The 23,427-nt window shown below is 40.9% G+C and carries 19 protein-coding genes; 10 read left to right on the forward strand and 9 right to left on the reverse strand.

What is annotated here, in order from left to right; all coding sequences use genetic code 11:
- Nucleotides 1-5: 5 nt before the first annotated feature.
- The 8 genes from BB427_RS15115 to BB427_RS15145 all read right to left on the reverse strand — a co-directional run bounded on the left by BB427_RS15115 (nucleotide 6) and on the right by BB427_RS15145 (nucleotide 8,966).
- Nucleotides 6-776, reverse strand: coding sequence for a MotA/TolQ/ExbB proton channel family protein (locus BB427_RS15115; protein WP_175401290.1), 771 nt, complete (start codon nucleotides 774-776; stop codon nucleotides 6-8).
- A 130-nt stretch (nucleotides 777-906) separates the two neighbouring features.
- Nucleotides 907-2,754, reverse strand: a complete 1,848-nt coding sequence (locus BB427_RS15120) for an SUMF1/EgtB/PvdO family nonheme iron enzyme (RefSeq protein ID WP_175401291.1) — start codon at nucleotides 2,752-2,754, stop codon at nucleotides 907-909.
- 118 nt (nucleotides 2,755-2,872) lie between these two features.
- Complete coding sequence (locus BB427_RS15125; RefSeq protein WP_069021633.1) at nucleotides 2,873-4,318, reverse strand: hypothetical protein; 1,446 nt, start codon at nucleotides 4,316-4,318, stop codon at nucleotides 2,873-2,875.
- Nucleotides 4,319-4,382: 64 nt separating this feature from the next.
- Nucleotides 4,383-5,681 carry a hypothetical protein gene (locus BB427_RS15130; protein ID WP_069021635.1) on the reverse strand — a complete coding sequence of 433 codons (1,299 nt, stop codon included), beginning with the start codon at nucleotides 5,679-5,681 and terminating at the stop codon, nucleotides 4,383-4,385.
- A gap of 17 nt (nucleotides 5,682-5,698) precedes the next feature.
- A complete protein-coding gene (locus BB427_RS15135) occupies nucleotides 5,699-6,205 on the reverse strand; it encodes a hypothetical protein (RefSeq protein WP_139119074.1) in 507 nt (168 codons plus the stop codon).
- Between the two features lie 258 nt (nucleotides 6,206-6,463).
- Entirely contained in the window at nucleotides 6,464-6,688 is a 225-nt protein-coding gene (locus BB427_RS24720; RefSeq protein ID WP_368072337.1) for a class I SAM-dependent methyltransferase, read from the reverse strand.
- Nucleotides 6,689-6,919, reverse strand: coding sequence for a hypothetical protein (locus BB427_RS24725; RefSeq protein WP_254663648.1), 231 nt, complete (start codon nucleotides 6,917-6,919; stop codon nucleotides 6,689-6,691).
- Between the two features lie 28 nt (nucleotides 6,920-6,947).
- Complete coding sequence (locus tag BB427_RS15145; RefSeq protein ID WP_069021639.1) at nucleotides 6,948-8,966, reverse strand: S9 family peptidase; 2,019 nt, start codon at nucleotides 8,964-8,966, stop codon at nucleotides 6,948-6,950.
- Nucleotides 8,967-9,132: 166 nt separating this feature from the next.
- Here BB427_RS15145 and BB427_RS15150 point away from each other — a divergent pair, with 166 nt between their 5' ends.
- Nucleotides 9,133-9,546, forward strand: a complete 414-nt coding sequence (locus tag BB427_RS15150) for a VOC family protein (RefSeq protein WP_045990740.1) — start codon at nucleotides 9,133-9,135, stop codon at nucleotides 9,544-9,546.
- 49 nt (nucleotides 9,547-9,595) lie between these two features.
- Here the strand turns inward: BB427_RS15150 and BB427_RS15155 are convergent, their stop codons facing one another.
- On the reverse strand, nucleotides 9,596-10,639 hold the full coding sequence (locus tag BB427_RS15155) for a hypothetical protein (RefSeq protein WP_254663649.1): 1,044 nt from the start codon (nucleotides 10,637-10,639) through the stop codon (nucleotides 9,596-9,598).
- 715 nt (nucleotides 10,640-11,354) lie between these two features.
- On the opposite strand from BB427_RS15155, the gene BB427_RS24515 reads away from it, so the two are divergent.
- The 9 genes from BB427_RS24515 to BB427_RS15195 all read left to right on the forward strand — a co-directional run bounded on the left by BB427_RS24515 (nucleotide 11,355) and on the right by BB427_RS15195 (nucleotide 23,266).
- On the forward strand, nucleotides 11,355-11,516 hold the full coding sequence (locus BB427_RS24515; RefSeq protein ID WP_175401292.1) for a hypothetical protein: 162 nt from the start codon (nucleotides 11,355-11,357) through the stop codon (nucleotides 11,514-11,516).
- 31 nt (nucleotides 11,517-11,547) lie between these two features.
- Complete coding sequence (locus BB427_RS15160) at nucleotides 11,548-12,144, forward strand: hypothetical protein (protein WP_069021641.1); 597 nt, start codon at nucleotides 11,548-11,550, stop codon at nucleotides 12,142-12,144.
- A 156-nt stretch (nucleotides 12,145-12,300) separates the two neighbouring features.
- Nucleotides 12,301-12,942 carry a hypothetical protein gene (locus BB427_RS15165; protein WP_069021643.1) on the forward strand — a complete coding sequence of 214 codons (642 nt, stop codon included), beginning with the start codon at nucleotides 12,301-12,303 and terminating at the stop codon, nucleotides 12,940-12,942.
- 1,828 nt (nucleotides 12,943-14,770) lie between these two features.
- Nucleotides 14,771-16,336, forward strand: coding sequence for a hypothetical protein (locus BB427_RS15170; protein ID WP_139119075.1), 1,566 nt, complete (start codon nucleotides 14,771-14,773; stop codon nucleotides 16,334-16,336).
- Nucleotides 16,337-16,353: 17 nt separating this feature from the next.
- Nucleotides 16,354-17,262, forward strand: a complete 909-nt coding sequence (locus BB427_RS15175; RefSeq protein WP_069021646.1) for a hypothetical protein — start codon at nucleotides 16,354-16,356, stop codon at nucleotides 17,260-17,262.
- Between the two features lie 42 nt (nucleotides 17,263-17,304).
- Complete coding sequence (locus tag BB427_RS15180; protein WP_069021648.1) at nucleotides 17,305-19,260, forward strand: hypothetical protein; 1,956 nt, start codon at nucleotides 17,305-17,307, stop codon at nucleotides 19,258-19,260.
- Nucleotides 19,261-19,327: 67 nt separating this feature from the next.
- Nucleotides 19,328-19,879, forward strand: coding sequence for a hypothetical protein (locus BB427_RS15185; protein ID WP_069021650.1), 552 nt, complete (start codon nucleotides 19,328-19,330; stop codon nucleotides 19,877-19,879).
- A gap of 23 nt (nucleotides 19,880-19,902) precedes the next feature.
- A complete protein-coding gene (locus BB427_RS15190) occupies nucleotides 19,903-22,299 on the forward strand; it encodes a PKD domain-containing protein (RefSeq protein WP_069021652.1) in 2,397 nt (798 codons plus the stop codon).
- Between the two features lie 274 nt (nucleotides 22,300-22,573).
- On the forward strand, nucleotides 22,574-23,266 hold the full coding sequence (locus BB427_RS15195; RefSeq protein ID WP_069021654.1) for a hypothetical protein: 693 nt from the start codon (nucleotides 22,574-22,576) through the stop codon (nucleotides 23,264-23,266).
- Nucleotides 23,267-23,427 lie beyond the last annotated feature (161 nt).

A 23,427-nucleotide genomic window follows, 5' to 3' on the forward strand; every position in this document is an offset into this window, starting at 1 on the left:
AAACGTTATTTATGTAAGTGGGTAAGTAAATTGTTTTCACACGACTTTTGAGTCTTTATAACTAACAGATCTTGTTGGTTATTTAAAAGGTGCAAAAAGAACATCAAAACCAGTGAAATTAGCAGAGATACTAATGTAGAATTAAATGCCACCCCTAGCTTATCAACCATACCTGAGATATCACCAGCTACTGCCTCTTCAGCTTTTGCCAGCGCCATGCCGATACCACGAACGGTCCCCACGAAGCCAATGCTTGGAATAGCCCAAATACAATAACGGATCATATTATTCCCGGCCTCAAGCTGAGCACTTAATCCCTCAACCGTCGCTTTAATCGCATCTGAAGCGTGTTGAACATTACCGGTATTTTTGTAGCGTAGGATACAATTGATCCAAGTTTGCAGGCCTTCGTTATCCTTGTATTTACTTTGTTGAAGCTCTGCCAGCATTTTGTCTAAGTCTTGGCCGTCATCATCACGCAAGTTATGTAGATGATTGAAGGTATACACGATCTCCTCATTCAAGATCCGAAATGATTTGTAAGCAATGAGGAATAAGCAAAAGATCCCTAAAGAGAGGCAAATTTGCTGTTCAAAATCTTTTAAAATAACCCAAATATTTGTGGTGGCCCCTGCACCTTGAAGCGCAATTGCCGCTTCAGCTGTCGGTCTAACAATACCTTGGTAAAGTAAATGTATGAGCGTAAAAATACCAAGTAATGCAGCATAGAACACAATTTTTGAAGGGTTCATGCTTTGAAGTCGAGTGTTGTTCATCGTTATATATCCACAGGAAAGCTTGCTGGCGAATGTAAACTAATTTTGACTGCTGCGGCTGAGCCACATGCAAGCAAAAGCGTGATAGCTAAAACGAGTTTTTTATTGAATTTTTTCTTCATCATCCTTCTCACTGATATCGAGCTATTCTAAATCCTATTGTTTCCGAGGCATTATCTGCTAATTCACGATAAGCGGCTCTGAGCTCTGCCAAACGACCGGACTGATAGTTTCCACCTTTGACTACATGACCACTGCCACTCGTAGCCCCCAAATAGTCAACCTTAACGCCATCAGCTGGCGGACGGCTGGAGTAGTAGTCATGTACCCATTCACTCACATTACCCGCGATATCAAACAAACCTGCGCGATCAGCCCTAAAGCTTCCAACCGGAGCCGTGCCAACGAAGCCATCATTGTATTGTTTCAGATAAAATGTTTGCGAGCCTTTTACTGATTCATCTGCAAAGTTACCTGTTCCTTTTGGAATTCGTTCATGGCTACCCCATGGAAATACCGTTGAATTTGCACGTTTGGAGCGTTTGGCCAACCACTCCCACTCCGCTTCAGTTGGTAGCCTGTAGCCCTTGCTTTGTTCGTTTACACCAACAACGGTGCCTGCACGGTTGATGTAGAAAGGCGGTAAACCCTCTTGTTCACTTAGCCAATTACAAAACAATGCGGCATCGTTCCAAGTTACGTTGGTAATTGGCAAAGATGAATTATCGGCTGCCGGTTCGAAATTTCGATATTGAGCTTGGGTTATTTCGTGACGACTTATCCACGCCTGCTTAGAAAACTTGACCGGGATCTCAAACTCGTTACGACGCCTGCCCTTTTCATTTGCCGGAGACCCCAAGCTGAATTCCGTCATTCTAAACCTAGCCATGTCGATACCTATGGTATCTACGTACAAAGGTTTACCTTCTGCACGCCGAGTATCAAATTCGGTAAGTAACGTGACATCAATCTTACTGAGTCTACTGCTGCTGGGCCTAAGGTTTCGATTAACACTACGATACCCCGCTTTTGATATTTCTACTGAATGGGCTATTGCTGGTAATTTTCCACTGTAGCTACCCGTGCCAACAAGCTTTCCATCAATGGTGATATCTGCATTGGGGTTAGCGATAATTGTCACATCCCCAATCTCAGGCTTGAGAACAATATCAAACGCTTTGGTTTGTCCCGGAGTTAATTTAATTTGACTAGAAAATGGGAAAAAGCCGTCTTTTTCGTATAACACGAGATGCTCGCGGTTAGCAGCAAGTTGAATGGTGCCATGCTGAACTGCTTTACCATTGATGATCAGTGTGCCGTTATTAGGCTCTGCGGATACCTTGAGAGTGCCTTTTTTGGGTTCCAATAAATAGCTACGCGTTGGATTTGCATCTGCGTATGTTAGCGCTAGTGAATCAGTAAGAAGTTCATAACCTGAAGTCTCGACTTCAACATCATAGTGGCCGCTACTCGCTTCAACTTTAATGGGGGTAACACCGACTTCTTCATCATTGATTTTAACTCTTGCGCCAACTGGTGTTGAGTTTATCTCAATCAATCCTTGCACTTCTGTCAGCGATAAAGTTTGTGAAACTTCCTCTAAGCTCTCTATTTTGACTTCAAGCTCTAAAGGCTCGTAGTATTTATCTTCGACACGAACTGTATAGCTTCCTGGTTTTAGTGACTCTGCCAAAGTCTCGCCTATATGCACCAGAACGTCATTAATAAACCAATTAGTATCTGGGCTTTGAAGACCTGTTGTTAACAAAAGCTTGCCAGGGCTGGGTTCCAAAATTACTTCAATAGTGCTTGGGTCATCAGGCTTAATAAGCAACGATTGAGTAATAAATTTTGGCGCACCAACTTGCAATGTAATATCGCCACCAAAAGCGTATACTTTGTCGCTAATGATTACCCCAGGTCCATTCGAAACAGAAAGAAACTTACTTGTGGTTGCTTGTTCCGGAAGAACTTTCACCGTATATCCCTTAGCCAGCATAAGCCAAGAAAAATAGCCCAATATCAATACTGTTACAATCGAGCCAACAATCAAAGCTAATATTGTATTTTTCCGCTGCGCTGATTGTATATGTTTGTCAGATCCGCTCATTACACACCAAATTCACTGTATTATTTGTATTTTTATCAATCGTGACCGTCACTTGTTTATTCCGATAACCTTTGCGACTGCCTTCCAAAACATAGGTACCAGCGGTTAGCTGAATGGTTGTATTCTTCGTGGTCCCTAAAACCCCTGTTCGCAAAACTTCAATGTGTGTTCGACCATCAGAAATGATAGTCAGTGGGTAAGCTTGAGAAGCTTTATCTATATTTTCGCCTATCAGCTTAATTTCATCTGCTAAAGACTGACTGATACTCATGTAAGGTATTGCTTTTCTAATTAATGCTTTGGCATTACCTTGAATATTGTCATCTGCTAAACGTTCAGGCTTTTGTAAATAAACTTGCGCATCTCGACGTAAAGATAAAATCGCCGACGCTTGTTCTTTATATTTCGCAACTAACGCATCTGACGGGAAATAGGGCTCAGCTTGTGCAACTAATGTTTGGATTTCAGCCCAGTTATCTTGTTCTGACAGCTCTGTTAATTGCTGTGTGACTGACTGTAAAGTCAAATCTGCATCCTGCTTGTCTAACTTTTTGGCTAATACATTTAGTTCTGCACGGTTTGGAAATACTTTACTCGCTTTTACGTAGGCAGCATCTGCGCCTTGCAAATCACCTTTAGCTAACAAAGATAAGCCTTCATTGATATATGCTTGAAATCTCTGCTCGATAACACGAACTTTGATACGCGCTAAATCAGATTTAGCTGGTTCATGCTCACTATCCCTTGAGAGAATTCGCTGCAAGATGGTAATTTGTTTCTGTAGATTGTTCTCAGTGATCGCAACGTTGTATTCCTGATATTGCTTTTGAATATAAGGATAGTCATCTAACTGTTGCTGAAGTTCGGTTAGTTGAGAAGATGAAGGCTTAACGTTTTTGGCCTTATTTAAAGCTAACTGCGAAGCTGCAAGTTCGTCGTTATTAAAATGAGATAAAGCTTCACTATAAAAAGCCTCAAAGTCGCTATCCCACTGACTTTTCGCGCTTTTAGTGAGTGACATGGCTAACTCTAAAGAAACAACGGCAGATTTATAGCTACCAGTGGCAAATTGAGAAATCGCAAGCTCTTTTGTTTTTAGCGCTTCATTGACCTGCTCAGACTGCCATGATGATAATTCTACATCGTCGAGCAGAGGCTGATATTGCGTTTCAAATACTGACAAGCTGTTTTTAAACTGTTCTCTGAGGGATTCAGTTTCTTCCACAGACAATGTAACTGCAGGTTCTGAGTTGTTGTTGACTTTTGTTGACTCGAACTCGGCTGTTTGCTGCGAGGCTTTTCCTCCAACTAGAGATATCAAAAGCAAAATGATGATAGCTACCAGCACGGCGGCTACCACCATCCATGTTTGTCTTTGTCTTTTTTTTTGTAAAGAATCAATATCCTGATCAGAATTATTCAATTCGGACACGGCAGTATTCGTCCTTAATGTACACCTAATACGAGAAGTGCCGATTACTCGGCACTTCTATTTTTTATAATTTATTATCTTGAGCTTGCGCTGACTCAACTTCATATATTTTACGCAGGTGAGACTTCCATTGTTCGTACTGCTCACCAGCAGTCCCTGTAAGTTCAACTGTTTTGTTATCAAACTCCATAACTGAAGGACTTAGGTTAATGTCTAGCTTCTCACCTATTTCATCTAGCGATTCTTTGTGAACCTTCAACTCAGCATTTTTATCTAATGTATCTTTGATGAAATATGCAGACGCTAACGCGCCGACAGTTTTACCTACAGCGCCAGCTGTTGAACCACTGTTTTTGTTAAGCAACACAGCTCCAACCGCGAATACACCCGCTAATATTCCTGATTTTAGGCGTTCACTTTTTGCTTCTCTAGCTGCTACTGCTTCTGGCAGTGTTTCTCTTTGCCATGTACGGTATGATTCAACGGTCTCTGCGTCAAATGCCAAATATTGCTCTTGCAATCCATCAACAAACATTTGATCTTGAGTCTTAAGGACTTCAATGCGGCTAAGCATTCTGTCATTTTCACTCGGGGCACCTACTAGATTAAAGCGATAGTGATCTTGAATACCACTGCGCCCTTTAACCAATTTTTGCTCGATATATTTACCGTAAGTTTCTGGTGAATAGAGCTGAGCATATCTAACCTTAGTAGTTTCCTTTATGCTTGCTTTCTCTTGTTCATTCTGTTTCACCAACAAGTCAAAAACATAGTCTCCGATTTCTTTGAATATTGGCTCATACGGGTTTTTATCTTTGTTTTGCGCATCGCGGAAGAAACCTTTTGATACTTGATGCTCAAATTGCCTATTGCCCCAAATATCGCCCGTGCTATCAACGACAGTCGCGGTTACTTTGACAAACTCACTATCCGAAAGGTCAACACTGCCTAAAACAAAAACATCAGCCGAAGTATTCGGTGAAGGCACGACACTAACTGAACCGAAAGCCCCTGTATTCTCAAGTGCTTTTTTGGTTTGAATAGCAAACCTTTTCGCTTCAGCTCGACGTAACTGTGGCCAAATTTGTTGTTCATCGACTTCTTCATAGTCCACTTCGCCACGGTCGTTTAAAGGCAAACCCGGATTAAATACTGGCACTGCGATATCAAGGTAAATATCTGAATTATATGTATAATCTTTTTCAACTTTCCCTAATGCCGTTTGAGCACCAGGACCAACCATAAGAGGGCCTGTTTGCGCAATATTACTTTTGGTTGCTTGGCAGCCTGTCAACCCTAGCAATGTAACAGCGCCAAGGGTAAACAGGACTTTTCTACTTAACATTGTTGAAAACCCGAACATTTATATCTCCTATGTTATCAATTAGAGCGGCCACAGTTATACTGCTTATACTGTTCCTTCATTTTTTCTTTTGCTTTAGGGTCTGACTCTTTGCTGATTTCTTCATAAATCATTGTGCAAACAACGGAGTCATTATCTTTTGGTGCGACGACTTGATTCTCGGCCCCTGACGAGCCAGATCTATTGGAGTTTGTTTCTGAATTAGCGCTACTGCCTGAACTGGCAGCTGTATTTTCGCTCACGCCAGTTCCTGCAGAGGCTATGGAATCACCATTGGTCCCTGAAGTAGTATTAGCTCCTGCACCGCTATTGGCTCCAGAACCCTTGGCAGCGCTAGTAGCAGACATTTTCTTTTGTACTTTTTCCATGCAAGTAGAGTATTTATCTACGGAGTTGAATAGCGATTGTTCAAGCAGGGCTATTTGCTCTTCTGTGGTTAAGGTAGACGCATCAACAGCCTCCAACTCCACGGCAGTACAGTCGTATGCCGACGACGGTTCTTGTTCAGTTTGTGCGTAGGACACTTGACTGATTGTGATGATAACAACAGATATGAATTTCTTAAAAAAGACCATACTTCCACTGTATATACATGTTTGTTGGTTAGCATTCTATTAATAATTGATATTTTTTGCAACAAGTTGTTACCATGTGGCCTGTAATGTACGGAGTTATGCAGTAATCAACACCGAGAATAGCGTTGATTCTAACGCTTGCGTCTCCACTCGCTATATTTAGAGTGAGCTCCTTTCGTGAAGTTGGATGAGTAGCCTTCGAAGGGATCAATCCCACTGAGATAAATCTTGTAACCAGAAAATGGTGCCATAGGATGCAAAGACGATGTCGAACTGTGTGGTATTCTCAAGCCCAAATTGCGCGATATCCTGACAGATAAAACTGGCATCAAGCCCAGTTTGCTGAGCCAATGTACTTGCTCGGGTAATGGTTTCTGTCGATAAGTCGACACCAGTTTCGTTAGCTCCCAGCCATTGTGAATGGCAGGCTATCTAAGCCGAAGTGACATTGTAGGTGCCTGATACATCACCAAGTATCTCACATTCAATGGGATTGAGCGAAGAGGTACCTTGTAAAAAGTGATTGACGTCATAAAACTCAGAGTCAAAATGTGCCTTGGCTCGTTCTTCCCATGCCGCGCGATTGAGAGAGACATAATCCTTACTGAATTCCCTATTTTTGTGGGTTTTCTTTAACAATAACGAGTAAAGAAACCGAGGCAAGACTGCCCCGGCTTGGTTGGGAGCCCGTTTATTTCTTCGGGTCGTGCTTGTCGAACCACCACTGAATATAAGCTACTTTGTTTAGCAGGTTAGATGGCCTTTTGGTTATTCCGTGTGAGGCATCTGGAATTCTGACCATAGCTGTTTCTACACCCTGTAGCTTAAGCGCTTGATAATACTGTTCAGTTTCTGAAATTGGCGTACGATAATCCGCTTCACCTGTCAGTAACATGGTTGGGGTTTTTACATTCCCCACATAGCTAATAGGCGAGCGTTTCATATAATGTTCCATGTGCTCCCATGGTTTTCCTGGGAACCAGTAGTCCGCAAAAAATGGATAGAAATCTGCAGTTAACACAAAGCTATACCAATTGATCACCGGCTTTGCTACGACCGCTGCTGCGAATCTATCCGTGTGACCGACAGTCCACGCGGTGAGTACGCCACCACCTGAACCGCCCGTAACAAACAAGCGGTCTTTGTCTATATAGCCTTCGCCGATCAGATGATCCACACCTGTCATTAGGTCGTCAAAATCGTGGCTTGGGTAGTTGTGGTGGATAGTTTGAGCAAACTCTTTGCCGTAGGAATCGCTGCCCCTTGGATTCATGTAAAGTACAACGCTACCTTGGGCGGCAAAAAGTTGTACTTCGGCGCTAAAGTGCGGGCCATAGTTTGCAACTGGGCCACCGTGGATCTCAAGTACGAGAGGGTACTTTTTAGATTTATCGAACCCTGGAGGGTAGGCGACCCAAGCTTGAATTGGCAGTTGATCATGTGTCGACTTTAGCCAAACTTCTTCAACTTTTGCCAGTGTTTTATCACCAAGGGCATCTTCGTTAAGCTTTGTAATTGGTCTTGGCTCGCCGCGTTTTACAATTGCGACATCGGCAGGGCGCTGGGTATCTGCGAGTGTAAAAGCCACTAATCCACGGTCACTGATGGCATAGTCACCACCTGAATAGGGGCGACCAAAACTAACACTACCAATGGCATCCGTTATCTGCTCAAAACGCCCTTTTAACGGCTGATAGCCAAGTGTGGTTTTCCCTTCACTGTCATAACTCACATAGACGCCACGGCTGTTGGCGGCCCAAGTGACAGAGGCAAGGCTTCTATCTAAATCGGCTGCATAGGTTTTGGTTTCGCCTGATTTGAGATCTTTGACATAGAGTAGGCTATTCTCGTAATTGGTTTTTTTATCATCATAACCAAGGTAAGCCAGATAGCGGCCATTAGGTGACACCTCTGGGTGATTATCTGGGCCAACTCGGTCAGTTACCGCTGTGATTTCAAGCGAGTTTAGGTCTAGCTTATAGACTTCGCTGTTGGTTGGGTTTAATTGGTTATCCTTGTGGCGATTAGCCGAAAAATACAGCGCCTTTGCGTCATCAGCAAAACTCAGTTCGCCGCCATGATCAAAGTTGCCAGAGGTTAACTGTTTTGCGTTGCCACCGTTGGCGTCAATTTTGAAAATATGATTAAAGCCCGGTTCGGTATAACCAGCACCGTCGGCGCGATAGTATACCTCATCGATAAATACGGGGGGTTTTGCCCATTCTGCCCCTTTGGGTTTCCCTACAACAGATACCGGTGGTGCCTTCTGGCTGGGAACAAACTGGCTAAAGTATAGGCTTTTACCATCTGGTGACCAATGTAGTCCTGATGGTCCATGGGCTAAATTGCTGATCTTGGCAATGGCACCGGTTGCTAACCATTTCACATAAATTTGGCTGCTACCGTCGCGAGTAGAAACAAAAGCGATGCGATCATTACTAGGCGACAGCACAGGAGAATAATCCATGTGCAATCCAGAGGTAACGGGCTGCATTGCATTGGTAGCAAGGTCTACAGACCAGATATTACCGACTTTTCTATCACTTTTGATATCCATGCGGTTGCGCACGAAGAAGACTTTGTCACCGTCATTGGTGATGTCAATTTGATTAGCATATTCAAGATTAAATATATCGGTTGGCTCAAGCGATGCGGCTTGCACAGCGCAAGCTGAGCTTGCAATAGCGACGCCTGCTAGAAAGTATTTCATGACTCATCCTGTTTCTAATTATCATTTCCACTATGCGCCATATTGCAGCTTAATCAACTCTTTGCGGTGAACAAATTAAAAATCCATAAAAAAGTGCTTTACCTCAACTTAGCTTGCGGTTTTATCGTTGCCACCAGTTAGCGAAATTTGTAATGAAGAGGATGATATGTACTTAGAACACGTAAATTTGGTAGTTAGCGACCTAGAAGAGGTGCTTCACTTTTATCGCGCCGCATTTCCTCACTGGAAAGTTAGAAGCAAAGGGCACGGCGAGTGGTATGGCAAAGCTCGAACATGGCTGCATTTTGGTGATGACTATCATTATATAGCGTTTAGCGATCACGGTGAGGGTCAAAACAGAGCACTCGAAGGTCACCAAGTCGGCTTGGCACATTTTGCCTATGTGGTTCAAAGTATCGAGCGTGTCGTCAATAGGCTAACCGAAGCGGGTTATACAGTTGATAAAGTCGGGGCGCAGCATCCACACCGAAAAAACGTTTACTTTATCGATCCAGCCGGATATGAAATTGAGTTTGTGGAATATATGAGCGATCTGCCTTCTGAGCGTAATAGTGATTAATGTTAATGTAAAAAATAGGCCCAAACTAGGGCCTATTCGTGCGTTATATCTATTGTTGATAGTTTGACCAATGTTTAATTTGTTCAAATACCGCTTTCGGTGGTGCCGTTTCCTCATGCACTAATTGAATGTCGGTATGCATGATGGACCGTTTAGGACGCATTTCAGTCGTTTGATGCGAGTGACCGCTGTTCGCACCACTCCAGAAGTGTGTAAAATTCAGTATTAAACTTGACCATTCATCGTAGTCAGTCAAAATGGATGCGTTTTCGCTGTCATCATTGAGGTTAAAGTCCACTAAAATATCAGAAGTGCTGCCATTACAGTTGAAATCAATGGCTTCTGAGTTGGGATTATTAAGGCCTTTTGATTCGTCCAACTTGGCTTCGTCTAATGGCAGGTTTTTACCATGAGAGTAGTCAATAACAAAGTTCGTAATATCATCTGTCGGGCCGTTTAAAATTGCTGTGCCTTCCGGAAAGCAGTTTTCGTTTTTACGGAACCAGCGACGTAAGTATCGATCGCCTTCGTTATTGCCAATGGTTGATAACCCACTGAGTTGATACAAATAATTCATCACGCTAAAGTGATTTGGCTTAAAGTTAGTATTTTCATTGCCACCGTGATACAAACCGAGATTATGCCCCAATTCGTGCATAATCGTTCCTGCTTGGTAGTTGTAGGTCACATTGGTCATGAGCTCAGACTCTAAGTTCAGTCCCCAATTCCCCAGCGAGATAATAAGGTCGTTGCCAAATAACTCAGCTAAGCCAGAAGATCCGCCACTGCCGTCTGCTTCTTGACTGTTTGCCATCAGCATATAGTGAAAAATTGGCCGGCGTTTAAGGTCAAAATGCTTGGCTTTGTGATCAAGAATACTCGGCGCTTGCTCTGAACTTGCAAAGGTTGTGGTTTGTACAAAGGGGATCTGCTCGCCGCCACCCAAATCATGTTGTTCAGGTGATAAGCCTTCTGTTTGGTGATACAAGTTACCTACGTCAAAGTGCACTGCTATATTTTGAGCTGCAAACGCCGCTTTTACTTTGTCGAGTGCGGGTTTGTGAGGCGTAATACCTGCATCATTACTTTCCATATAGTCAACTTCTATGAATATTGAATCGTGCCAGTAAATCCTGAAGCTGATTCGTTAATCCTCGTCCTTAATTTTTCAGGCTTACAACCAACTTAGATGAAACTAACCCCAAAGTAGCCCATTGAAGTGTACTCATGTTCTGAAGTCAAAACCGTACGAACTGCGCGTTTGCGATTTCTGGGAATTGTGTTACCTTTTTCATTCGGTAATTCTCTCAAGATCATTAGCCTCCGACAACCCCCCGATTGATTCATATTTTAGTTGTAAAAAAGTTGTTTTTATATTGTGTGGGTGTGTTTGGTATTTATTATTATTATGTTTACGTTTTTCGTAGATAGTGGTTGTATTTGTCAAAGTTTGGATTTAATATGGGTCCGTAGTTTTTTGTCGATTCTGATGTGTTGAACGTTTATGAAATATATAAAATTAGTACCTTTTTTATGGGGGGCGGCCAAATAACATCAGGTTAACTATAGCTTAATTTCAAGGACGCCAGTGGTCGCCATAATTACTCTCGCTGCAGGTCATACAGTTAATTTTGAGCTAGATAAATACAGGTTTTCCAGTCAGTTGTGAAGTCTACCTGTTTCAGCTAAATATTGTATGGTTTTAGACGACTGATTAAAAATAACCTGGCTCTTAGGAAGTATTTTCCTGGCGGTTTTATATCTAAACATACACTCATCTGCGATCAATAAATAAAAGGAAATTTAAAATGAAGAAGTTAACAACAGCAATAGCTTTTTTACTCTCCTTCGGTGCTCACGCGGTCAAGCCTGTTTACGTTAGTGATGAATTACACCAATACGTTAACAGTGATTTTGAAGCTATTCACGTGAATGAACACATCATGGGTTATAAAGTTTTCTCGAACTAGTAGTAATCAACCAAGCATTGAAGAAAATTATATGAAAGCGTTATCTGTATTTTTGTTACTTACAAGTATGGGGCCTTCGACTGTCCTTGTGAATCCACACGGCACTAACACTGCCGAGCAAAGATCGAATCAAACTACGACAGTTGAACAGCAATGTCGGCCGAGAGACTACTCAAGAAGAAGCGCTGAATGGCTTGCGCAAATGGATACTGCGGCACAGACAGTAATAAGTAATGGCTTCATCTACATTGACGGCGCCCGCCACAAATTAGATAAATCAAACTTCACTCGTATTTACCATGTTGGAAGCGGCAATGATTGTGATTGGGGCGGGATTGGCCCGGTAGGTATACTTGAGGGATTTGAGGTAACAGTCCCTGTTGATGGTGATGGTGGGCAAGATCTATACTTTGATATCAATGGCCGATCAAACCAACATATGGAGCTGAGTATTTCATGTGGTTCATTCGACGCGTCTGATTCAGGTACTAAATGGGCGATATCTAGGGAGCAAAAAACAGATGGAAGCTGTCGATCTATGCACGTGAAAGTCATGTTTCCATCACCTGGTACTTGGTTCGACGAATCGTCTTTTGAGTTGAGTATGATTATTTCTACAGGGTTTTAAAAGACGCAATTAATGCGGGGAAATACAGCTCGTATATAACCCTGTACCTTAAAGTCAAGATGAAACATAAACCTAATGTGTTCTATATCAGGGATAAGCTATTTTATAGCTTGTTTTACATAGTTTCTAAACACAAATCAATAAAAAGGAAGTTATATGAGAGCGTTACTTTTAGCAGGACTTCTATCGTTAATAAGTATAAGTTCATTTCACTCATCGGCAACCGTGAATGACAATAAGCTGAATATCTTTAAGCAAGAGCTGTCAGTGCAAGAGATAGCGCTTAGGTACCCTTGCTGTAATGACCACGAAAGATACTGTGAACCCTATTATACCAAGGCACAAGAAGATATATCAAAATCGGTACCAACCGAAGAGATGTTGGCAGAACTTAATGTTGCTACATTGAATTCGCCAATTTATATTGGTGCACGCTATAACTTTGGTAAGTCTAATTTTTCTCCAATTTATACCGTGCGTTATGTCTTTAATCCTTGTTTTATGGAAGAACCTATTCGTATTAATGAACTAACAGGCTACGAGGCTACGTTCAAAGTAGATGGTGACTATGGTCCAGACTTAATCTTCGATATCAATGGTCGTTCTGATAAGACAATGAATTTGTCAGTTTCTTGTGGTTTGTTTAGCGCGTCGGACTCGGGTGATGAATGGGTGATCTCTAAAACAGAGAATACGGTGAAAAGTTGTCAATCTATGAAGTTGAAATATACTTTCCCCGCAAATAGCGGTCCGTCTGCGTTCGAGCTTAATATTTCGATCAGAGAGAAATTCTACTAAGCAATCGTCAGCGACAAAACCAAAGACAAAGGAAGGCTTCCTTTTAGTTAAAAGCGTGCTTTAACACAGCAGAGCTTTAAGTGAAAATAAGCAGACAAAGAAATTTTATCAGCATGTTATTCTCGATTGTTGTTGCCGCATTTCAGTTAGCCACTATGGCAGAAGCGTGGGCGAAGAGAGTTATATGTTTTCCGATTTCAGACGATAAGTGCGGAACACATGGACGCGTAGAAGAGGAAGTCAACTGCGGAAGTAGGGCGTTCGATCTCTGAAATCGCCAAAAATAGATTGTGATCGCTCTACCGTTTGTAAAGAGCTAAAGAGACGTTTTATTGCCCTAAAACTGCGCATGTTGTCGCTCAGAAGAAACGCACAGCAGCAAAGGAATACCACATCCAATCCATCAAAACGTATCGATTTTATTTGAATATTGCTAGAAGCAGATTGGTGTCTAGAGCTCATTGATGAGCGTGGTGCAATCGGTCTGTCACAAGTGGATTTATCGCTATATTGCACAGGATAAGCATACTGGAGGTAAGCTAGGTCGCATTTATGTTAAGGATATAAACGAGAAAAAAGGACACAAGCTCTGCGATTTTGAATTCACTTTTAATTGGTAAACAGCTAGAAGTTTTTGATAAGTGATACGCCTATATTGAAACTGTTTTGGGAAAACAAGGAACGAATGTATTAACCACGGTGTTAGAACGAAAAACACGTTTTTATCTTGTAAAAAGTCATATCAAAATCAGCAGGCGATGTTTCGAAGGCAACAGTAGAGCCGCTTGCACCGTATAAAATTTATGAGCACATAAGCGCAGCAGACAGTAATGGGGGTTACAGCTAGTGTACTTTAGGTATAGGGCTTTACATCTGCTCCCTTGATGTTCTTGAGAGTGTGGGGAAAATGTAAAATGATTTAGTACGGCGGCATATAAAGAAAGACGTAGATTTAAGATTAGTAATTGAGTGCGAGATGTCACACATAAATTATCGGCCGAAAAATGTTTTGGTTTTAAGCAGCCTACGGTTGTCTTTAAATAGTTGGTGCAGACTATAAAATTTTTGATAGAGCATCGCACTTGAGGGTTAAATACGGGAGTACTTTGTAGTTGTCAAAATCGGACTTCTCCTTGTCATGCATGTATTCTTCTCTATTATTTTCATTGTATATTATAAGTGTTAAAAAATCATTTGCTTATATTTGGTGGGTATATGGCTATAAAGGTGGTGTTTAACTATTGAAAGAATTTAATTTAACTTTCTGTGCGTTCAGTTAATGGTGTCAATGATAAATTAGTTAATAAGAATAAAAGAGGGTTTGTAAATTTTATAAAGTTATTTGAATTTTAACTTGATGAGCCATGATCTTCGAGTTTTATAAAAATTTATTAAAATAAAAAGATGGTTAATGGGTGGTATATTTTTGTTTTTATTGCTTTTAATTGTAATTGTTTTAAGTGATTTAACTTTTATTTGATTTATGGTTGTTTTTAGTATTAATATGGGTACACCTCTTGTGCAATTTGCTTGTGTTTTCTCAAGCATGCTAAATTTTTAAAAAGGATTTAATATGACATGTACTGCTTTTCAAAAGAGAGCATGGCTAGGTGTTGCGTTTTTAGTACTAAACACTTTGGCTCCTAACGTTGCTTTTGCAGAGAATACTAGTTGTAGCACTAAGTTTCAGCTTAGGCATTTTCAGCCTCAAACATGCTATTTTGAATACAATGTACAAAGTTGTGTTGATGTGTGCTTAACGGCAACCCCTTCAATAAAATCAGAGTGTTTTAAAGAATTATCATTGCCATGTGAGATAGTTGACTCTATGAGGGGCTCTGCTCGAGGGTTTCAAACCGAAGGTGATGAGTCATGGTTCCACGTAAGTGATTTAGTCTCATATAAGAGTCTGTTTACCGACTTCAGTATATTCCAAGTCTCGTTACACCAAGAACTGTACAATGATTTTATTTCAACGCCTGGTGAGTTTGGATTTTCCCCGGCAAGTGATGAATTACGGCGTCAAAACTTTAGGCTAGATTTGTTATCTCGTATTGAGCGAGAAGCTGATTCTTTACGTTATGCGGCGGTATACAGACGCTATTCTCTGGGGCTTGAGTTAGAGGTGCAGTTAAACCAGGCTCTTGTACATATGTTCTCACAAGTTGATAATTTTCCTTATTTTTCATCGTCACAAAAGGAAAGCTTAAAGACAGAATTGAGTGAAAACTATTCTCGTCAGTTGCGTCTTTGGAACATTCTCAAACGCTACAGTTTGGAAACTATTTCTGCCAGTCGTCTAAGCAAGCTGAACAGCCGTATGTCTACCTTTGCCCAACGTGTCGGCCAGCTTCCTACTGACTTGCAAGAGATTATGTTGCACAAAGCTCAAGTGCTCAATCAGTATGTTGATATCTCTTTGGCCTCATGTGGCAGTGGAATATGTTTTAACAAAGTTAAAGCGCCGCTAGAAACACCTTTCTACCCTAACTTTGATCATCGCCTGTCTTATTTTGAACAAGCGCTTCTTCAGTTGTCTGATGAAGTAGCGGCATTAACCTATGTATATGATGGTAGTTATCAATTGACGCCACCAGGGCAGTCTCGAGTGGTTAATCTAGCTGGCTTTATAAGTGATAAATTTTCTGATTTTAGAGAACATAGAACGGAGTCCAGCCTAGATCGTTTGGCAACGGCGATAAATATTGCCTATCTCACGGGTAGTCAAAGGAGTAGAGAAACGCTCAATCATTTAACTGAAATTGCTGATGTAAAAAGTAACGCTGGGTTATCAACACTAGCGACACTAGATGAAAAACCTATTTTATTGTGTAAAGAGTTTAATAAGCTTAGCCCCGAGCTGGCACAGATCACAAGTGATAGTCATCAACTAGCCAAGACTATCAAAGAAATGATTTATCGTTTATATGAGGACTATTCGGAGACGCTAATCTTTGAGATACAAGAAAAGCTTGCACAATTAAACAACTTATCGGCTCGCAGTCAAGCGATTGCTAATGTTGAGCAATTCGCACAAGACCGAATTCTAACTATTAATTGGGAGTTATTTGACCCGACTGTAACAAACACGGGTGAACTGCTAATTGAAGTAGAATACTTAGACTATGATGGGATGTTCTGGACGCCTAGAATGTCGGCTAGCTTATCTGAAGTTTTCCCATCTATTGATGGGCTTGGTACTATGACCAATTCACTATTACCCGGTGGCATGGGTATGAATTCCCCCCTCAATAGTTTAAAGCTTAGGATAAAGCAGTCTGCATTCCATGCCTGTGCAGAGAGTAATCAACAAGTCAATATGGTGGTTAAAATTACAGATCAGCAAGAAATTGTAAGTCGTCAGGTTTTAACCGCTACCCTCGAGCAAATTTAATTTAAAGGATATAGATAATGAAAGTTTTATTATTTGCGACCTTGTCGTTGACAAGTTCGGTGGTCGCTTACGCTTACCCGCAAGTGATTTTCAACGCAGAAGACCAATGTCAATCACGCACTACATCGCTCGGTGAGCGTTTTATTCCACCGTGTGAATTTAGAGGTATGAGCCTTGAACCTTTAAAGAATGATGCATACTCGAACAGTTCGATAGTCAGTAATGGTCGTTTCAAGACGGTGCTCAACTATACGTTTATGTGTGAGTCATTACGTTCTTTATCTGTCCGTTATACACTTTCAAGTGCAGATGGCTCATCTTCATCGAACCGCATCGCGGGAGCGCGTACTCACGAGCCACAATCGATAGAATTAACTCATGGTAATTCACAAACGGCGTTGAATTTTGAAGCGCTTGATGGGACTGCAGGTTTTCAAGCGATAAAACCGGGTTGTCAATTAGAAGTTCAGCAATTGGTTACTTATCCGGAACCATATTACTTTGACGCGGTTGCTAGAGATTTGAAATCTATGAATGGGTACCTGAGCCACCTAGTTAGTATTGCTGTACCTACTAGTGGTCATAATGATTTATTGGCGTCAATTAATGACGCAATTATAGTGCTAGAAGAACTGGCGGAGTTCTCTGAAGATGAAATAACAAAAGGCACTGCTTCGGAGATTGTTAGCGATTTGAATACTAGAAAGCGCTACTTACAACAGTATTGTGGAGCGGGAAGTACTTCCACACTGTGCACATCGCAGATGGCTAATTTACGAAATGCTTTATTGAATGACATTCGTTCAAATGAAATTACGATGAGCGACCTTTCTAACTACCTAGGCACGCAGATCTCTTTTTTACAGGACAAAAATATTGGTCGCGATTTAACAACACTTAAACGAGCTAAATCAAATTTAAGATAAATATCGGAAAGGATTTTTTAACGCCGTAAAGGAAATATTATTATGTACGGAAAACTCATTGCAGCCTCTGCAGCTGCAGCACTATTACAAAGTGCATCGGTAAATGCGTTACCTGATACCACCACGGGGAATGTACTCAACAACTTGGGTCTACAAACACCGGCCGGCATTGGTAATGTACTTCAAGATCATGAAAACCCTAAAACGCTTTATGTTGGTCCGGCCAATGATAAAGAAATATTGGGTACTTATGCAAATACCGGTGGTGGACCAAGTTGTTCTGCATACTCAACTAAGCGAATGCAGCTAGATAGAGTTCCCTTAACCGATGAACTTGCACAGCAGGCTTATGAGCGTGGTGACTTTGTAAGTAATTACTTTCAGTTAGCGTTCGCTATTCCAGCTGCTAACGGTAAAGCAATTGATGATATTCGCAGCAAAAGCCTCGAAATTTCGATGCTAGCTGTGCAGCACGAAGGTGAAATAGATGCTTTCAAAATAATGGAGCAGCAGTGGATAGACTTAGCTCGAGACAAATCTGAAGCTAAAGCTGATATTGCTAGTTTGGAAAAAAAAGAACAGCGAGACAAAGATTTTTGTATGCTCACTATGAGAACAGATCCAGATAAAGGGTATCAATGCTATTTCGATACCCTAGATAAATATCGTGGACTCTATGCTGAAGCAGATAAAAAAGTAGATGAGGTTCAAGCCAAAATCGACGCCATCAGTGATACATACTACGAAGCTAAAGGTAAATTTGATGCTGTTGATGAAAAAATTGCGCGTCTAACAACTCAATTTACATTCTTACAACAGCTCTATGCTGCACAAAGTATGATAGTTAACAATGCATATGATTTTGAATATAAAGCTGTCAAAGAGATGGGCGATTACATTACAGGTATCGCTTCCGCTGGCTATAACTTATGGGGGAATGAAGCAGCAATCTTATCCAATACATTACTTCAAGCTGGGCGCACTGACTATTCAGTAACGCAGCTTAATGTATTTGATATTCGAATGCAGGCCAATGTAACACGTGACAACCCAAATATCACGACTGATGATAATCATCCTATTTTCCGTAAAAATGTTTGGAGCTACCCTAGAGATAGCTTTATTAACAAAAGAAATTTGAAAGATGAATGGGCGATGCCATTTGAACGTGAGGAGTTCGGAGATACCATACACTATGATGTTACTGGGCCTCAGGCATACGGTTCTGGTGGAGTTGACTTCCATGTAACAACCGCAGCGCGTTGTGGTGATATTGTAGAAGATGTGTCTCGTGATTATACATATAGGCGTGCGGACGGAACGACATCTTCTTGGACTGTAACTCGTGATGAGTACCGACCAACACTAAACCAACCAGTTTTTGCTACAACGATAGCATTAAGTTATAGCTATTATGCATACCCAGGGAAAATCAAAGGCGAGTGCTCAATCGAAGTCGATCGGATGAACAGTTACTGGAGAAATGCAGGTAAGTCTAAAGGTTGGAGTTGGTTCAGAAGCAAAACTAAAAGTTGGGATCATATCCGTACATCAGCACTTGAAGAGTTAGGTATGGAGTGTAATTTATCCGTCGTACCTGAAGCTCCAGATCCACAAGAAGCAAAAAGACTCGCTGATAAATTTGAAGCAGAAATGTACAGCGAAATGTGGAAAATGTTCTTAGCTGTTTATGCTGAGTCCTATGATCTCGTCGTTAAAGATCCTGAAGTACCTGACGCAGGTGAGAGTGACGTCGGTGCTACACTGGGGGATGGTATCAAAAAAGTATGTCCAGCAAATGCGGTCTGTCATTTTGCCAATGTTGTACTTCGTACTCTTGACAAGATAGGTGGTTCGAAAGCACAAGGTACCACTTCGTACAATGCGGATGAATATGGAAAAATCTGGAGAAGATTTGAGAAAGATTCGTTCAACGTATATCAAGGTACTGCTTCAATTAAAGCAAAAGTATGCCTTGACCCTACCCGTTGTAACTAAAATATAAGGTTCGAGGGGGGCTTTCCCCCTCAATTTTTTACTTAATTTGGTAATTGTAGGATTTTTTATGAAGGCAAAGATCGTCATTGCAGTCGTCTGTACTACTGTTTTCATTTTTTTGGGCTTTAACATATATACCGGAGCAGAGACAGGGCAGCCGGTGGCTGTGAGTCCAAAAGTGGAAACAAAAGAACACATTGAAGAAGACACATTTAATAAAAAGAAAGGTGAATCTAGTCGGTTAGAAAAGCTAGATAAAACAATTGAACAAGCGAAAGTATTGAGCACGACCGAGGGGATTATCACTCATTTAGGTCAAGTGGATAAATTTGATAAAAACAGCTATTTCGATTTTGTTGTGAAATCTTTTCCACAGTTGGAAGAGCAAGTTACTGAATATAGACAGGCAATAAAAGTGCAGGAAGAGCGGCTCCATATATTATCTGAAAAGGTGTCAGAGCGAAACAAAGGTGTTGCGCTAACAGGTGCGAGCTCACGTAGTTTGGATGAAAGTCTAATTAGTGAGCAGGAAAAATTAATAGAGCGAGCGCAAGAGCTTGGTAGACAGGCAATGGTATTAAATGCAGCCATAAGAGAAGCTGCATATGGTAATCAATAATTTGATAAAAAGGAATGTTTAGTATGAAATGGAAGAATAGCTTTCCTGTTTCGGTGTGTATATTGATTTCTGCATGTGGAGGTTCTGGTACTGCTGATGCTGTATCTGGAGTTGATATTGGGAGGGGGTATAATAATCACCGACCTGTTGCCGTTATTACTCAAAGTTCATCGGAAATTAAACTAAATTCGATTGCTCGATTTAGTGCAGCTAAAAGCTATGACAACGATGGTGACTCGCTTACCTATTCGTGGAACCTCAGCAAAGGCACAGGACGAACTCCTGTCACTTTAGAACAAGCAAACAGCGAAGAGCTTGTATTTGAGCTTGCAGAAGCTGATGAATATGTGCTGTCTCTTATTGCATCAGATGGAAAAAAAAACAGCGTTCCTTCAGAATTAGTAATTAAATTACAAGACAGTGTTGCTGTTGTCGCGCAAGCGGGACGAGACCTAACGGTTAAAAAGGGCCAAATAGTTTCGTTAGATGGTACTAATAGCTACGCCGTTGAGGGGGTCCTTACAAGCTACGAGTGGAGGATTGTCGAACAGCCAGCTAACTCCACAGCGCGAATATTTAAATATAAAAAAGCTAAAACATCGTTTGTTCCTGATGTGGTTGGCCAGTATGTTGTAGAGCTGACCGTTAAAAAAGCAACGGGAGAAAGTGCAAAGGATGTTATTACAATCACAAGCGATGCGCTTGAGATCAACTCGCCCCCTGTGGTTGTATTGAAAAAGAGTAAAGCTAAATTGGAGCCGAATGAAGTAACATTTTTTGACGCTAGTGAAAGCTACGATCCAGATCGGTTTGATCGCTTGTCTTTTTTATGGGAAATAACTGCCCAGCCAGATGGGGCAAAGGCGAGTTTGAGTGATATAAAAGGAGCACAAACGAGCTTCTCCGCAGAGACACTTGGGACATATGAAATTACTGTCAGTGTGGCTGACTCGAATGGAGCAACATCTACAGCTGCGTATGCTTTGTCTGTTACCACAGAAAACTTGCCGCCAGTTGTGTCACTTGGTGATGAAATGTTTATACCATTAGAGTCGAATGAGCTGGTATGTGCATCTTGTTATGACCCTGAAGGGCAGCTTCTTGCTTATCAATGGCGACTAATTAGCCGTCCAGAGCTGAGCGAAGGTTACATTGCATTTCCAACAGAAGAAAAAGCGCAGCTTACACCCGATGTCGAAGGTGCTTATGTTGTAGCCTTGACAGTTTCAGATGGTCAAAACGAAGCTACTTCGAATACACAAATTTTCAATGTCAGTGGTAATCACAAGCCTGTAGCACATATTTCAGGTCCTAAAACAGCCTATGTGAACCAGCCTATTGAATTAGATGGAACTAAAAGTTCCGATCCAAATAACGATACGCTGACTTATGAATGGCAATTTATCGAAGCAGCCAGTGACGTAGAAATCGTAGTAAAGGACAATGGCACTGCATCGTTTACTCCAACAACACTTGGTAATTACATTGTATCTTTACGTGTAAATGATGGACAAGATTATTCTGATGTGGAAGCTCATTTAGTCCAAGTGAAAGCCAATTTACTTCCTGTTATTATTTTAGAAAATGATGCACCAAGAACAGCCCTTATTGGTGAGCAAATCAACTTCGATGCATCAAAGAGTTACGATCCTGAAGGTGATATGCTGACGTATCAATGGTCTCTAGAAGTACCGCAAGGATCTAGTGCGCAGCTGTACGGTAAAGCAAACTCAGTCGCAAGTTTTACTGCGGATGTTGCAGGCACATATAGCGTTAGCTTGGAATTAACGGATTCAGTTGGTAACACAAGCAGTACTTTAGTTCGCGTAGATGCATCAGACCCAATTGATATGGTGACAGGTTATGTAAGTGCTTCATTTAAAGATCCTCTACATAAACCAGTACCTAATGCAGGTATTATTATCAATGGGAAAAAGTACCTCAGCGATCGTAATGGCGCTTTCAATATCCAGTTAGAAGCAGAGAAAGATTCCGCTTTAGTTTTTGAAACAGATGATGTGCGGTTAGCTAAGAGTTTTTATACCTCTCCAAAGGTATCTCAAGACGGCTTTATCGTTAACTTAGGTGAAGAGTCCGTGCCCTACCTACAGCCTTTAAATTTGAGTGTACAGGTATGTAATTTGGATATTGGTGTAGGCTCAGGCGCTATCGATATTGGTGTTCGCATGTTATCACCCATGTTTAAGGTCGGAAACTTCGTCACATCTTTTGATGAATTAGTGAATATTAAATTGGATGAACGGGGTAGTGGGCAGCGTGTTATTAACCTTCCTGCACAAGCTAAATACGAGCTATATGTGCCAGATAATTTAAACGTAATTATTCCAAGTAATGCACAAATGGATGTATATTATTCACATATAGAGCAGTCAAGTTTTGCATTTATTTGCGATAATTAATGTTTGTGTATAATTTCTTTAATTGTAATTTGTTATATATATTAATTAATCCACCTTGTGGCTATATTTTTGGCTATAAGGTGGGGTTTGTTGTTAAATTTTTTACTAGGAAATTATTTTTAGGAGTTTCTCTGATCCAGTGTAGGGTGAATTTTGGCTTTTAAATTTTTTTGGCTTAATGTTTTATGTTGTTTTTTAAGTTAATGTTTTTACTTAATTTGTAAATTTGGTATTTTAAATTAAATGTTAATTAACGGTTCTTTGAGGTGGGTTTGTGAGATTTTTGTTATTATTTTTGGTTTTTTTTGTGGCGGTTTTTCTACCTTTGCATTTAGCAGCGAATACAAAGGTTGTTGGACTAAACCTGATTAATAAAAACACATTATTATCAAATGCGGAGTGTTGTCCAAGTGACCTTGAATGCTGTCCTCCAGAGAGGATATGTATACCCGACGATAAAAATCCAAGTAACTCATCGGTAATTACCATACTGCCCGAGAAAATGATGAAACCAGCACAAGTATATAGTACGCCAGTTTATCCTATTTATATCGACTCTGGTGTTCGTTATGATTTTAGCAAATCCAATTTTTCACCTGTATATCAGTCTCGAGTTGTATATATACGACCCGCCGACCCCTGCAGATCTGATGAGCTTGTTCGCGTAACTATTAAAGAAGTTGTTGGATATGAAATGACAGTGAGGGTAGAAGGTGATGATGGGAAAATGCTATTCTTTGATGTTTTTGGCCGCTCAGATCAATCACTGAAAATGTCTGCATCGTGTGGTTCATTTAACGCTCAAGACTCAGGCAGTAAATGGGCTGTATCTAAACAACACAATACAAATGGAAGTTGTAATTTTCTTAAAGTGCAGTTTACTTATCCCTCCAGCAGTAGTGGTTTACCAAGTAACCGTGAAGCTGATTTTCTTGACTTTAGTGTGATCATTTCACAAGGGTTTTAATGGCTGAACGTCTGTAAATCTCATGCCTTGCTACGTTGGCTTTGCTGTGTGTATATAGATTTACTATAAAAGAAAGTGGTTGCATTTTATTCAATAAATTGGGAAGTAAATTATTTAAGGGAAACTTTATGAAAGGGTCAGGGTGAGAGCATACTTCGTTA

The sequence above is a fragment of the Pseudoalteromonas sp. BMB genome, assembly GCF_001709235.1.
Taxonomy (GTDB): Bacteria; Pseudomonadota; Gammaproteobacteria; order Enterobacterales; family Alteromonadaceae; genus Pseudoalteromonas; species Pseudoalteromonas maricaloris.